Below are 13,724 nucleotides of genomic sequence, written 5' to 3'. Positions count from 1 at the left end.
TCACCTGAAACCAATTTAAAAGTAGGCTAAAACAAGATAATCGCTGTAATAAACAAACGCGCCCTGTAGGGAAATTCAAAATTCGGCTTCACTACAAGCAAAGTTAAAATCCCCTACAAACTTAAGGCACTACTCAGCGGCTATCGTGGGATGCCACCCTACACATCTCACAAGATATCCCCGCAGACAGCCTCAGAAAAATTACCGAAGCACAACGCGTTGGCTCCAGCGGTCGATCGTGGCACGATGGCAAGGTTATCGACCGAGACCCCAAACCATGCCGCAATCCCAAGCCAAGAATCTGTCCCTGATCGCTGCCATCGACCTGGGCTCCAACAGCTTTCACATGGTCGTGGCCAAGGCCCAGAACGGTGAGATCCGCATCCTTGAGCGGCTCGGCGAGAAAGTGCAACTGGCTGCCGGGATCAACGACGAGCGTCAGCTCAATGAAGAATCCATGCAGCGCGGGCTCGACTGCCTCAAGCGCTTTGCGCAGCTGATCAACGGCATGCCGCCTGGCGCCGTACGAATAGTAGGCACCAACGCATTGCGCGAAGCCCGTAACCGCAACGAATTCATCCATCGCGCCGAGGAAATCCTCGGGCACCCGGTAGAGGTTATTTCCGGCCGCGAAGAAGCGCGCCTGATCTACCTCGGGGTGTCTCATACGCTGGCCGACACCCCGGGCAAACGCCTGGTGGCGGACATTGGCGGTGGCAGCACCGAATTCATCATCGGCCAGCGTTTCGAGCCCCTGCTGCGCGAAAGCCTGCAGATGGGCTGCGTCAGCTACACCCAGCGTTATTTCAAGGACGGCAAAATCACGCCGGCGCGCTATGCCCAGGCCTATACGGCGGCGCGGCTGGAGATCATGAGTATCGAACACGCCCTGCACCGCCTGAGCTGGGATGAAGCCATCGGCTCTTCCGGCACCATCCGTGCCATCGGCCTGGCGCTCAAGGCCGGCGGCCATGGCACCGGCGAGGTCAATGCCGAGGGCCTGGCGTGGCTAAAGCGCAAGCTGTTCAAGCTGGGGGATGCCGAGAAGATCGACTTCGACGGCATCAAGCCTGACCGCCGCGCGATCTTCCCCGCCGGCCTCGCGATTCTTGAAGCCATCTTCGACGCCCTCGAACTGCAACGCATGGACCACTGTGACGGCGCCCTGCGCGAAGGTGTGCTCTATGACCTGCTCGGTCGCCATCATCATGAAGATGTGCGGGAGCGCACCCTCAGTTCGTTGATGGAGCGTTACCACGTAGACCTGGAGCAAGCGGCGCGCGTCGAGCGCAAAGCCCTGCATGCCTTCGACCAGGTGGCCGACGACTGGGACCTGCAAAACGGGGTATGGCGCGAACTGCTGGGCTGGGCCGCCAAGGTGCACGAAGTGGGCCTGGACATCGCCCACTACCACTACCACAAGCATGGCGCCTACCTGATCGAGCATTCGGACCTGGCCGGGTTCTCACGGGAGGACCAACAGATGCTCGCGCTGCTGGTGCGCGGTCATCGCCGTAATATTCCCAAGGACAAGTTTGCCGAGTTCGGCCAGGACGGCATCAAGCTGATTCGCCTGTGCGCGCTGCTGCGCTTTGCAATCTTGTTCCACCACATCCGTGGCACCCAGGAAATGCCCCAGGTGAAACTGCGCGCCGACGGCGACAGCCTGGAAGTGATGTTCCCCAAAGGCTGGCTGGACGAAAACCAGCTGACCCAGGCGGACTTCGCCCAGGAAGCGGAATGGCTGACGCGGGTGGGGTTCAGCCTGAACCTGCGCTAACGCGGTCTAAAGAACGCCAGAAAACAAATGTGGGAGGGGGCTTGCCCCCGATAGCAGAGTATCAGTCAACAGATTCATCGACTGACCCACCGCTATCGGGAGCAAGCCCCCTCCCACATTTTTCAGACCGCGTCGGGTTTCAGTTCACCGTCAGGATCGGGCTACCCAGCTTCTCCAGCAGCGTCGCCTGCGCACTGCGCGCGTTCTGGTTGCCGGTCGGCGTGTTGCGTACATACCGCCCGTCCGACTGCAGGCTCCAGCTGTGGGTGTTGTCGGTCAGGTAGCTTTCCAGCTCCTTCTTGACCCGCATGATCAGCTTCTTGCCCTCCACCGGGAAGCAGGTCTCCACACGCTTGTCGAGGTTGCGCTCCATCCAGTCGGCGCTGGAAAGAAACATTTGCTCTTCGCCGCCGTTCAGGAAGTAGAACACCCGCGTGTGCTCCAGGAAGCGACCGATGATCGAGCGCACATGGATGTTATGCGAGACGCCGACGATGCCCGGGCGCAGGCAGCACATGCCACGTACCACCAGGTCGATACGCACGCCCGACTGGCTGGCCTTGTACAGCGCGCGGATGATCTTCGGATCGGTCAGCGAGTTGAATTTGGCGATGATATGCGCCGGCTTGCCGTCGAGGGCAAACTGGGTTTCGCGGGCAATCATGTCGAGCATGCCCTTCTTCAGGGTGAAAGGCGCATGCAGCAGCTTTTTCATGCGCAAGGTCTTGCCCATGCCGATGAGCTGGCTGAACAACTTGCCGACGTCTTCGCACAAGGCGTCGTCGGAGGTCAGCAGGCTGTAGTCGGTGTAGAGCTTGGCGTTGCCGGCGTGGTAGTTGCCGGTGCCCAAGTGCGCGTAACGCACGATCTCGCCGGCTTCGCGGCGCAGGATCAGCATCATCTTGGCGTGAGTCTTGAAGCCGACCACACCGTAGATCACGACCGCACCGGCCGCTTGCAGACGGCTGGCCAGTTGCAGGTTGGACTCCTCATCAAAGCGCGCCCGCAGCTCGATCACCGCGGTGACTTCCTTGCCGTTACGCGCGGCGTCGACCAGTGCATCGACGATTTCCGAGTTGGCGCCGGAGCGATACAGGGTCTGGCGCACGGCCAGCACGTGCGGGTCCTTGGCGGCCTGGCGCAAGAGGTCGACCACCGGCGTGAACGATTCGAAGGGGTGCAGCAGCAGAATGTCCTGCTTGCTCACCACGCTGAAGATGTTCTCGCTGTTCTGCAGCAGTTTCGGGATTTGCGGCGTAAACGGCTTGTATTGCAGCTCCGGGTGGCTGTCCAGGCCGGTGATGCTGAACAGGCGCGTCAGGTTGACCGGGCCATTGACCTGGTACAGCTCGGATTCGGCCAGGTTGAACTGCTTGAGCAGGTAGTCCGACAGGTGTTTGGGGCAGGTATCCGCCACCTCCAGGCGCACCGCATCGCCGTAGCGCCGCGAAAACAGCTCGCCGCGCAGGGCACGCGCCAGGTCTTCGACGTCTTCGGAGTCCAGCGCCAGGTCGGCGTTACGGGTCAGGCGGAACTGGTAGCAGCCCTTTACCTTCATGCCCTGGAACAGGTCATCGGCGTGCGCATGGATCATCGACGACAGGAATACATAGTTATCGCCAGCCCCCCCTACTTCCTCGGGTACCTTGATGATGCGTGGCAACAGACGCGGCGCCGGGATGATCGCAAGGCCCGAATCTCGACCAAAGGCGTCGATGCCTTCCAGCTCGACGATAAAGTTGAGGCTCTTGTTCACCAGCAACGGGAACGGGTGCGTCGGGTCGAGGCCGATCGGGGTGATGATCGGTGAAATTTCGTCGCGGAAGTAACGGCGCACCCAGGTCTTGATCTTGGTAGTCCAGTGACGGCGACGGATGAAGCGGACCTGATGTTTTTCCAGTTCCGGCAGCAGGATGTCGTTGAGGATCGCGTACTGGCGGTCCACATGGCCGTGCACCAGTTCACTGATGCGCGCCAGGGCCTGGTGCGGTTGCAGGCCGTCGGCCCCGGCTTGTTCACGGGCGAAGGTGATCTGCTTCTTGAGGCCGGCGACCCGGATCTCGAAGAATTCGTCGAGGTTGCTCGAGAAAATCAGCAGGAATTTAAGCCGTTCCAGCAACGGATAGGACTCATCCAGCGCCTGTTCCAGCACGCGGATGTTGAATTGCAGTTGTGACAGCTCGCGATGGATGTACAAGCTGCTGTCATCCAGGTTGGTAACCACGGCCACCGGCGCCGGGACAGGCGCTTCGGCGACCACCGCAGGCGGGGCTGGCTCCAGCTCCGGCGGGGTCTCGGTGACCTGTTCAACCACCGGATGAGCGTCTTTTACGGCAACTTCTGTAAGTCCTTCGGTATTCATGAGTGTTCCTGTGAGGGCTATTGTTGCTCTCTAAGCAATTGGGCAGCGCGGGCGGCGAAGTAGGTCAGAATGCCATCAGCGCCGGCACGTTTAAAGGCTGTCAGGGATTCGAGGATCACCCCTTCACTCAACCAACCATTCTGGATTGCGGCCATGTGCATGGCGTATTCACCGCTGACCTGATAGACAAAGGTCGGCACTTTGAATTCCTCTTTGACCCGGTACAGGATGTCCAGGTAAGGCATCCCCGGCTTGACCATGACCATGTCGGCGCCCTCGGCCAGGTCGGCCGCGACTTCGTGCAGGGCTTCATGGCTGTTGGCCGGGTCCATCTGGTACGAAGCCTTGTCGGCCTTGCCCAGGTTCAGGGCCGAACCCACCGCATCGCGGAAGGGACCGTAATAGGCGCTGGCGTACTTGGCCGAGTAGGCCATGATCCGCACATTGACGTGACCGGCCAACTCGAGGGCTTCGCGAATCGCCTGGATGCGGCCGTCCATCATGTCCGACGGCGCCACCACCTGGGCGCCTGCCGCCGCATGGGACAAGGCCTGCCTGACCAGTGCATCGACGGTGATGTCGTTCTCGACATAGCCCGACGGGTCGAGGATGCCATCCTGGCCGTGGGTGGTGAACGGGTCCAGGGCCACGTCGGTGATCACCCCAAGCTGCGGGAAACGCTCACGCAGGGCGCGGGTGGCGCGCTGGGCGATCCCTTGCGGGTTCCAGGCTTGGGCAGCGTCAAGGGACTTGAGCTCAGCGGGCGTTACCGGGAACAGCGCCAGCGCCGGAATGCCCAGTTCCACCCATTGAGCGGCTTCTTCCAGCAACAGATCGATGCTCAAGCGCTCCACCCCCGGCATCGATGCCACCGCTTCCCGGCGATTTTCACCGTCCAGCACGAATACCGGCAGAATCAGATCATTCGTCGTCAGTACATTTTCACGTACCAGACGGCGCGAAAAATCATCACTGCGGTTGCGGCGCAGACGCGTGGCGGGGAATAGCCGGTTGGCGGGGGTAAAGCTCACGACAGACTCCTGAGCCCGCGTTTACGGGCGAGCGGTGCAGTTATAAGCGGCCATTATGACGAACGAATGACAGTTGTGCTTATCGATGCGACCTGTAGTCGCATTCGGCATCGACATGGGAATTGTTCACTTCGTGACACATCTCGATACTTTCATGAATCTTCCTGAAGGCGTAGGCTGCGCGTTCATTTCGCCAGCACCCTAGACCATGCTTCAACAATTTCTGCATGACTTCGGCTACTTTGCCCTTTTCCTCGGCACGTTCTTCGAAGGCGAGACCATCCTTGTACTCGCAGGCTTCCTGGCGTTTCGTGGATACATGGATATCAACCTGGTGGTGGTCGTTGCCTTCTTCGGCAGCTACGCCGGCGACCAGCTCTGGTACTACATGGGGCGCAAGCACGGCCGCAAGTTGCTGGCGCGCAAACCGCGCTGGCAATTGATGGGCGACAAGGCGCTGGAACATATCCGCAAGCATCCGGATATCTGGGTGTTGAGCTTTCGTTTCGTCTACGGTTTGCGCACGGTGATGCCAGTGGCGATTGGCCTGTCCGGCTACCCGCCCCTGCGTTATCTGATCCTTAACGGTATCGGTGCGGCGATATGGGCGGCGGCGCTGGGAGCTGCGGCCTATCATTTCGGCGCAGTGCTCGAAGGCATGCTCGGCAGCGTCAAGAAATACGAGCTGTGGGTGCTGGGCGCCTTGCTGGTGCTGGGTGTTGGCCTATGGCTGCGGCGCCGCTTCAAGAATGCGCGTATCGCCCGCGAGGCATGTGCCGAGGCCAAGGCTCGGCGCGCTGCCGAACACGACCCGGTCGAAACGCCTAAGACGCCAGACGCGTAAGCCGGCCCCTGCAGCAGTACAGGCCGATCACGCTGAGCACACTGTAGCTCGCCAGGCCCAGCCAGCCCAGGTAGCCGGCGGGCCACAGCCCGACCCACGGGGCCAGCCCTGCCAACGGCACATTCAGCCCCAGGCGCACCCACTCGGCCTTCAGCGCCCACGGGCGATTCTCCAGCGCGACCCCCAACGTGAACAGCCCTACCGCCATCGCTGCCCAGCCCAGGACGAGCGCCGCCATGGGCAGGCCTTCGCCGACATTCATCAGATAGCTGCCAAACCCCACATAAAGGGAAAATTGCAGCGCAACGTAGACCTGTTGGCGCGTATCCAGCGGCACGTCGAATTTGCGGAACAGAGCCAGGTCCGGCTTGGCCAGCGGATACTTGGCTTTGACGTCTGCGGGGCGCCAGCCGGTGCGCATGAACCAGATGCGCAGCTTGTCCCAGCGGTTTTCAGTAAGGCGGGCATCGCTCCACAACTGCGCATAAAACTGCAGGTTCGCCCACAGCGGATTCCAACTGGCCAGGGGCGTGGTCACACCGAAGATCACCGGCTCGTTGTCATCTTCCTCCTCGAACGTGCCGAACAGCCGATCCCAAAAAATGAACACCCCGCCATAGTTGCGATCCATGTAGAGAGCGTTCTGTGCGTGGTGGGCACGATGATTGGTGGGGGTAACGAAGAACCATTCGAACCAGCCGAGCTTGGGGATGTGACGTGTATGCACCCAGAATTGATACAGCAGGTTGACCGACGCCACGCTGATGAACACCACCAACGGTACACCGAGCACGGCCAGCGGCAGGTAGAAGATCCAGCTCAGCAAGAAGCCGGTGCTGGTCTGACGCAGCGCGGTGGTGAGGTCGACAGCACGCCGGTGCTGAGGCTGTTGATAGCGTCGGCCACTCGATAGTTGCGCGCACCGCGCCAGCGGTCGGCCAGCAGCTCAACCACGATCAACGCAACGAAAAACGGTACCGCGTAAGGCACGAAGTCCATGGGCCAGTCCGGTCTTTTTTTGTTACAGCAAGATTAGGTGCAGTGGCGTGAGTTCCCATTGGCAACAGGTTACAAATTAGTAGACATTTAACGCCATGAATCAGGAGAAATGCCCATGAGCAAAAAGATTGCAGTGATCCTTTCCGGCTGTGGCGTGTACGACGGTGCAGAAATCCAGGAAAGCGTGATCACCCTGCTGCGCCTGGACCAGCGCGGCGCTCAGGTTGAATGTTTTGCGCCGGATATTGCGCAATTGCATGTGATCAACCACCTCACCGGCGAAGAAATGCCCGAATCACGCAATGTATTGGTGGAGTCGGCGCGCATCGCCCGAGGCGCGGTCAAGGATATCCGCGAGGCCAACGCTGCTGACTTCGATGCGCTGATTGTGCCGGGCGGGTTTGGTGCGGCGAAGAACCTGTCGAATTTCGCCGTGCAAGGCGCCGGCTGCAGCGTCAACCCACAGGTCCTGGAGCTGGCCGAAGCCTTCGCCGAAGCCGGCAAGCCTGTGGGGCTGATCTGCATTTCCCCTGCCCTGGCCGCGAAAATCTACGGCCCGGGCGTGACCTGCACCATCGGCAACGATGCCGACACCGCAGCCGCCCTGGATAAAATGGGCGCCACTCATCAGGAATGCACGGTAGAAGATATCGTCGAGGACACCGCGCGCAAGTTAGTGAGCACGCCGGCGTATATGCTGGGCAAGAACATCAGTGAGGTGGCGTCGGGCATTAACAAGCTGGTGGATCGCGTGCTGGAATTGACCCACGAGAACGACTGACACCCGCTTCCTGTAGGAGCGAGCTTGTTTTTGTAGGAGCGAGCTTGCTCGCGAAGAACCTGAGAGCGCCGCGTTCATCCAGAGTGCCCGCATTATCGTTGACGCTCTTCGCGAGCAAGCTCGCTCCTACAAAGGTTTCATCAAACGGGTAAGCAGGCGGTCCAGCGCGTTGGCAAACGCCTGCTTGTCTTTTTCACCATGGGGCGGCGGTCCGCCGCCCATCTGGCCCTGCTCGCGCAAATCGGTGAACAGGTTACGTACCGCTAGCCGCTCACTCATGTTCGCCGGGCTGAATTCCTTGCCGCGCGGGTCGAGGGCCGTGACGCCCTTCTTGACCAGGCGGTCGGCCAGGGGCACATCGCTGCAGATCACCAGCTCGCCGGGCATGGCGTGCTCCACCAGATAGTCATCCGCGGCATCGGGACCGCTGGGCACCACGATCAGTTTCACGCAGGCAAAGCTCGGTTTGACCTGGCTCTGGCCGGCCACCAGCACCACCTCGAACTGGCGCTTGAGGGCGAATTTGACCACCTGATCCTTGGCCGCCCTTGGGCAAGCGTCCGCGTCGATCCAGACCCGCATACCTACGCCGCCGCCCTTTGTTTCTCAGCCAGGCGACTGCGGCCATACAGCACCACGATCGCCAGGATCGCCACGGCCTGCGCGCTCAACGAATACGCATCGGCGTGAATGCCCAGCCAGTCAAAGTCAAAAAATGCCACCGGTCGGGTACCGAAGATGCCCGCCTCTTGCAGCGCCTTGACGCCATGCCCGGCGAACACCACCGACAGCGCACACAACAGCGCGGCGTTGATGCCAAAGAACAGCGCCAGCGGCAACTTCGCCGAACCGCGCAGAATCACCCAGGCCAGGCCCACCAGCAGCACCAGGGCGGTGGCTCCACCCGCCAGCACCGCGTCGTGTCCGGCAGGGCCGGCTTGCAGCCACAGGGTTTCGTAGAACAGGATCACTTCGAACAGTTCGCGGTACACCGAGAAGAAGGCCAGCAGCGCAAAACCAAAGCGTCCGCCGCCGCCCACCAGGCTGCTCTTGATGTAGTCCTGCCAGGCCGCCGCGTGGCGTCGGTCGTGCATCCATACGCCCAGCCACAGCACCATCACGCTGGCAAACAGCGCCGTGCAGCCTTCCAGCAATTCACGCTGGGCGCCGCTGACATCAATCACATACGCCGCCAGCGCCCAGGTGGCCAAGCCGGCCAACAGCGCCAGGCCCCAGCCGACGTTGACGCTGCGCACCGCCGATTGCTGGCCGGTGTTACGCAGGAAAGCCAGGATCGCGGCGAGCACCAGGATCGCTTCCAGGCCTTCGCGCAGCAGGATCAGCAAGCCGGAGATGTAGCTCAACGACCAACTCAGGCCGTCGCCGCCGAGCAAGCCAGCCGACTCGCCGAGCTTGCCCTTGGCCGCGTCCAGGCGCTGTTGCACTTGCTCGATCGGCAGGCCGTCCTGCAATGACTGCCGATAGGCCATCAACGCCTTCTCGGTGTCCTTGCGCACGTTGGCGTCGACGTTATCGAGCGAGCTTTCCACCAGCTCGAAGCCTTCCAGATAAGCGGCTACCGACAGGTCGTAGGCTTGTTCGTGGTCGCCGTTACGGAACGCGGCCAGGCTTTTGTCCAGGGTGGCGGCGGTGTAATCGAGTAACTGCGCCGGGCCGCGCTTGACCTGCGGCGGTTGTGCACGCTGGGCGCGGAAGGTTGCCGTGGCCGCTGGGCCGTCGGCGGCCAGCACTTCGTTGGGCGTCTGGCGCGCCAGGTCGGCGAGGTTGAAGGGCTGCTCGCTCCTGGCCGCAGCCGGGTCCGCGGTGAAACCTGCGATGTAGGTGGCGAGATCCCAGCGCTGACGGTCATCCAACTGATCGGCAAAGGACGGCATGTCGGTGCCTTCGACACCCAGGCCCAGGGTATTGTAGATCGCATACAGACTCAGGCGGTCCAGGCGCGTGGCATCGCGCAGGTTGGCGGGCGGCGGTGTCATGCCCACGCTGGCCGGGCCATCACCGGCGCCGGCAGTCCCGTGGCACACCGAACAGTGCTGGGCGTAGAGCGGCGCGCCGCGTGCCGGATCCGGTGTGATGGCCGGGGCTTGGCTGACTTCATACGCCACGGCCAGCTTGGCGCCCAGCTGACGCGCCTGATGGGCCACGGTTGCGCCATCTGCATGGGCGGTGACTGCCGCCAGCAACTCATCGACGCCTTTTATCAACTCGGCGCGTTCGGGTTTATCCGGCAGATCAGCCACCAGGCCCTGTAGCACGCCAAGAAACTCCACCTGCTCGCGGTATTCCGAGTCGTCCACCACCTTGCCCGCCTCTACCGTCGGCGGGTAGTCGGCACCGATGTAATCCAGCAAATGCAGAGCCTGCGGGGCGCCTTCGGCGGTCGCGGCCAACAGATTGAAGCTGCACGACATCAGCGCCGGCAACAGCAGCCAGGCAAGAAAGCGGAAAGGGGCAGTCATGAATGAATCTCAAGTGGAAATACGAAGTAACACTATTGTTGAGCTTTAACGGATTTGACTCAAGGTGTTATTTCGTCACGCCACAAAACCAATGTGGGAGGGGGCTTGCCCCCGATGGCGGTCGTTCAGCTAGAGATGAGCTGACTGATACCCTGCCATCGGGGGCAAGTCGAATCGTCGCACCGCCCCTCCCACATTTTGATTCGGTTTCGTCAATTACGCCGTGGCGCGATGCAAGCTGGCGAGGAAACCGGCGGCGCCGACGAACAGCCCTGCGAAGGTGCGGTTTACGCGCTTCTGCTGCTTGGGCGAGCGCAGCAGGCGCAGGACTTTCGAGGCCAGCCCCGTGTAACCGGCCATCACGATCATGTCGACGCTGATCATCGTCGCACCAATGATCAGGTACTGAATCGCCAACGGCGCCTGCGGATTTACGAACTGCGGCAATACCGCGAGCATGAACACCAATGCCTTGGGGTTGCTGGCGTTGACCAGGAAACCGCGAAACATCATCGCCATCGGCTTGCCGATCGGACGGACCGCCGCATCATCGGTCATGTCCATGGGCAAGGCGCGCCATTGCTTGATGGCCAGGTACACCAGGTACGCCACCCCAAACCATTTGATCGCATAGAACGCGGTCGATGACGTCGCCAGAATCGCACCCAGGCCGCCCGCCACCACGGCAATCTGCATCGCCAGGCCCAGTTGCAGGCCGATGGCGTTCCAGTAACCGCGTACAAAACCGTACTGCAGGCCGCTGGACATCGAGGCGATGGCGCCTGCGCCGGGGGAAAGGGAGATGATCCAACTGGCCAGGAAAAAAGCCAGCCACGTGTCGAGTGCCATAGCACACCTCAAAAGGGAGTTTGCGGTTGTGCCTTAAGCTAACGCCGCCGACCAAGGGCTGGCTATAAATTTTTACAGGATGTGATTCTAGCGGTCGCCAGGGAATACGTGCGTACCGGGCCAACGCCGCACCGAGCGCTGGAAGAACAGACTGTTGGGCACTTGCACCATCGCGCTGTCAGTGCCGGCCTCCTGCACCTCGATCAGCGTGGTATAGAGCAGATTGATTGCCACCACGCGTCCTTTCACACCGGGCTTGTCGACGGTATCCACCAGTTCGACGATATCGCCTAGGCGGAATGGCCCCACAGTGAAGATCAAAATGGCGCACAGCAAATTGGACAGCACCGACCACATGGCGAAGAATGCCACCGCCGCCACGGCCACAAACCCTGACAGCGCCGTCCACAGCACCGTGGCGGAGACACCCAGGCGGCCCAACACGAAGATCAGCGCGCTGCCCATGATCAGCCAGCGCAGGCCACCGCGCAGCGGCATCAGCAACTGCGGCGGGAACGGATAGCGCTCACCCAGGCGGGTCAAGCCTTTGGCGACAAACCGCTGGGCAAGGTAGCCGGCCAGCAGGATCAGCAGGATTTGCACGCCGATCCACACAGGTTCGATCCACTGCGCCGGCAAGGGCAGTTGCAACGCTTCCATCAGGACAGCGCCTCGAGCTGCGCCTGCAGAGTTTCAAGCAGTTCGAGGGCTTCCATCCAGGATTCCTCCAATTGCCCTTCGCGCACCTTGAGCCTGGCCTGTTCGGCCAGCAAGTCACGCAGCTCATCCTTGCGCGCAGCCTCATACACGGCGCTGTCGCCCAGGCTGGTTTCGATCCTGGCCAGGCGCTCGTGCACCTTGCTCAGTTCGGCCTCCAGCTTGTCGGCTTCGCGCTTGTGCGGCGCCAACTGCTGACGCAGTGCGGCGGCGGCCTGACGCTGGGCTTTTTTGTCGGTCTTGTCCGGGTTGACAGGGGTGTTGCTGGCCGGCGCATTGCGCAGTCGGTAATCGGTCAGCCAGCGTGCGTAGTCGTCGAGGTCGCCGTCGAACTCTTCGACCTTGCCGTCGGCCACCAGCAGGAAGTTGTCGGTGGTGCTCTTGAGCAGGTGGCGATCGTGGGACACCACCAGTACCGCGCCACTGAACTCCTGCAGGGCCATGGTCAGCGCCAGGCGCATTTCCAGGTCCAGGTGGTTGGTCGGTTCGTCGAGCAGCAGCAGGTTCGGGCGGTCCCAGGCGATCAGCGCCAGGGCCAGGCGGGCCTTTTCGCCGCCGGAGAAATTCAGCACCGGCTCGTCGATGCGCGCGCCACGAAAATCGAAGCCTCCAAGGAAATCGCGCAAGGTCTGTTCGCGCTCGGTCGGCGCCAGGCGTTGCAGGTGCAACAGCGGGCTCGCCTTGGAATCCAGCGAGTCCAACTGATGCTGGGCGAAGTAACCCACCACCGTGTTCTCGCCACGGGTCAGGTGACCGGCCAATGGCTCGAGCTCGCCCGACAGGTTCTTGATCAGCGTCGACTTGCCCGCGCCGTTAGGCCCCAGCAAACCAATACGCGCGCCGGGTATGAGCTGCAGCTTGACCTTCTCCAGGATGGTCTTGTCGCCATAACCCAGGCGCGCATCCGACAGATCGAGCAACGGACTGGAGATTTTCACCGACTCACGGAACACGAAGTCGAACGGCGAATCGACGTGGGCCGCAGACAACTCTTCCATGCGCTCCAGGGCCTTGATCCGGCTCTGGGCCTGACGGGCCTTGGTGGCCTGGGCCTTGAACCGGGCGATGTAGCTTTCCATGTGCGCACGTTGCGCTTGCTGTTTCTCGAAAGCCTGTTGCTGCTGGGCCAGACGCTCGGCACGGGCGCGCTCGAAGGCGGTATAGCCGCCACGATAGAGCGTGATTTTCTTCTGTTCGACATGGGCGATATTGTCGACCACGGCGTCGAGGAAATCCCGGTCGTGGGAAATCAGCAACAAGGTGCCCTGGTAGTTCTTGAGGAAGTCTTCCAGCCACAGGATCGCATCGAGGTCCAAGTGGTTGGTCGGTTCGTCGAGCAGCAACAGGTCCGAGGGACACATCAGCGCCTGGGCCAGGTTCAGACGCATGCGCCAGCCGCCGGAGAAGTCGGCGACCGGGCGATCCATCTGTTCATTGGTAAACCCCAGGCCGGCAAGCATCTTGCGGGCGCGGGCGTCGGCGGTGTAGCCGTCGGCGCTGTCCAGCTCCGCATGCAGGCGGGCCTGGGCGGCACCGTCCTGGGCCGTTTCCGCTGCGGCGAGGTCGTGTTGTACCTGGCGCAGGCGCAGGTCGCCATCGAGCACGTAGTCGATCGCAATGCGGTCCAGGGTGTCGATCTCCTGGCGCATATGGGCGATGCGCCAGTCGGCCGGCAGCAGGCAGTCCCCGGAATCCGGGGTCAGCTCACCCAGCAACAGGGCAAACAACGTGGATTTGCCGGCGCCATTGGCACCGATCAGGCCGGCTTTGTGACCGGCGTGCAGGGTCAGCTCGGCATCTTCAAGAAGACGTTGCGGGCCACGCTGTAATGTTAGGCTTTGAAGTCGGATCATAATGGCGGCGGAGTCTACCAGCTTCGTT

The 13,724-nt window shown here is 61.7% G+C and carries 10 protein-coding genes and 1 pseudogene; 3 read left to right on the top strand and 8 right to left on the bottom strand.

Annotated elements, in window-relative coordinates; all coding sequences use genetic code 11:
- Window positions 1-277 precede the first annotated feature (277 nt).
- On the top strand, window positions 278-1,780 hold the full coding sequence (gene ppx / locus TU82_RS11800; protein ID WP_057723369.1) for an exopolyphosphatase: 1,503 nt from the start codon (window positions 278-280) through the stop codon (window positions 1,778-1,780).
- A gap of 139 nt (window positions 1,781-1,919) precedes the next feature.
- Here ppx and ppk1 read toward each other — a convergent pair whose 3' ends face one another.
- Together ppk1 and hemB are read right to left on the bottom strand one after the other, a co-directional pair.
- Window positions 1,920-4,142: a polyphosphate kinase 1 gene (ppk1, locus tag TU82_RS11795; protein WP_057723368.1), complete on the bottom strand. Its 2,223-nt coding sequence runs from the start codon at window positions 4,140-4,142 to the stop codon at window positions 1,920-1,922.
- A gap of 17 nt (window positions 4,143-4,159) precedes the next feature.
- The gene (gene hemB / locus TU82_RS11790) at window positions 4,160-5,173 is read right to left on the bottom strand and encodes a porphobilinogen synthase (protein ID WP_057723367.1); all 1,014 of its coding nucleotides are present in this window, start codon (window positions 5,171-5,173) and stop codon (window positions 4,160-4,162) included.
- Between the two features lie 208 nt (window positions 5,174-5,381).
- Here hemB and TU82_RS11785 point away from each other — a divergent pair, with 208 nt between their 5' ends.
- Complete coding sequence (locus TU82_RS11785) at window positions 5,382-6,017, top strand: DedA family protein (protein ID WP_057723366.1); 636 nt, start codon at window positions 5,382-5,384, stop codon at window positions 6,015-6,017.
- Here the strand turns inward: TU82_RS11785 and TU82_RS11780 are convergent.
- Window positions 5,998-7,016: pseudogene (locus tag TU82_RS11780) on the bottom strand (sterol desaturase family protein). The gene TU82_RS11785 and the pseudogene TU82_RS11780 overlap by 20 nt on opposite strands.
- 115 nt (window positions 7,017-7,131) lie before the next feature.
- Between TU82_RS11780 and elbB the strand changes: the two are divergent.
- Window positions 7,132-7,797, top strand: a complete 666-nt coding sequence (elbB, locus tag TU82_RS11775; protein WP_057723365.1) for an isoprenoid biosynthesis glyoxalase ElbB — start codon at window positions 7,132-7,134, stop codon at window positions 7,795-7,797.
- Between the two features lie 126 nt (window positions 7,798-7,923).
- On the opposite strand, the gene TU82_RS11770 is transcribed toward elbB, so the two are convergent.
- From TU82_RS11770 to TU82_RS11750, 5 genes are all read right to left on the bottom strand, one after another.
- Window positions 7,924-8,379: a YaiI/YqxD family protein gene (locus tag TU82_RS11770; RefSeq protein WP_057723364.1), complete on the bottom strand. Its 456-nt coding sequence runs from the start codon at window positions 8,377-8,379 to the stop codon at window positions 7,924-7,926.
- A gap of 2 nt (window positions 8,380-8,381) precedes the next feature.
- Window positions 8,382-10,277 (bottom strand): FTR1 family protein, encoded by a 1,896-nt coding sequence (locus TU82_RS11765; protein ID WP_057723363.1) that lies wholly within the window; start codon window positions 10,275-10,277, stop codon window positions 8,382-8,384.
- 216 nt (window positions 10,278-10,493) lie between these two features.
- Entirely contained in the window at window positions 10,494-11,126 is a 633-nt protein-coding gene (locus TU82_RS11760; protein WP_057723362.1) for a LysE family transporter, read from the bottom strand.
- Between the two features lie 87 nt (window positions 11,127-11,213).
- On the bottom strand, window positions 11,214-11,786 hold the full coding sequence (locus tag TU82_RS11755) for a mechanosensitive ion channel family protein (protein ID WP_057723361.1): 573 nt from the start codon (window positions 11,784-11,786) through the stop codon (window positions 11,214-11,216).
- Window positions 11,786-13,696: an ATP-binding cassette domain-containing protein gene (locus TU82_RS11750; RefSeq protein WP_057723360.1), complete on the bottom strand. Its 1,911-nt coding sequence runs from the start codon at window positions 13,694-13,696 to the stop codon at window positions 11,786-11,788. The genes TU82_RS11755 and TU82_RS11750 overlap by 1 nt, the downstream gene beginning before the upstream one ends.
- Window positions 13,697-13,724: the final 28 nt, after the last annotated feature.

The organism is Pseudomonas orientalis, assembly GCF_001439815.1.
Taxonomy (GTDB): Bacteria; Pseudomonadota; Gammaproteobacteria; order Pseudomonadales; family Pseudomonadaceae; genus Aquipseudomonas; species Aquipseudomonas orientalis.
This window is presented reverse-complemented; position numbering and strand designations above follow the sequence as displayed.

Coding starts and splice junctions, on each gene's coding strand:
- TU82_RS11765 (WP_057723363.1), bottom strand. CDS start 10,277: ATGACTGCCCCTTTCCGCTTTCTTGCCTGGCTGCTGTTGCCGGCGCTG.
- TU82_RS11750 (WP_057723360.1), bottom strand. CDS start 13,696: ATGATCCGACTTCAAAGCCTAACATTACAGCGTGGCCCGCAACGTCTT.
- TU82_RS11755 (WP_057723361.1), bottom strand. CDS start 11,786: ATGGAAGCGTTGCAACTGCCCTTGCCGGCGCAGTGGATCGAACCTGTG.
- elbB (WP_057723365.1), top strand. CDS start 7,132: ATGAGCAAAAAGATTGCAGTGATCCTTTCCGGCTGTGGCGTGTACGAC.
- TU82_RS11770 (WP_057723364.1), bottom strand. CDS start 8,379: ATGCGGGTCTGGATCGACGCGGACGCTTGCCCAAGGGCGGCCAAGGAT.
- TU82_RS11785 (WP_057723366.1), top strand. CDS start 5,382: ATGCTTCAACAATTTCTGCATGACTTCGGCTACTTTGCCCTTTTCCTC.
- ppk1 (WP_057723368.1), bottom strand. CDS start 4,142: ATGAATACCGAAGGACTTACAGAAGTTGCCGTAAAAGACGCTCATCCG.
- TU82_RS11760 (WP_057723362.1), bottom strand. CDS start 11,126: ATGGCACTCGACACGTGGCTGGCTTTTTTCCTGGCCAGTTGGATCATC.
- ppx (WP_057723369.1), top strand. CDS start 278: ATGCCGCAATCCCAAGCCAAGAATCTGTCCCTGATCGCTGCCATCGAC.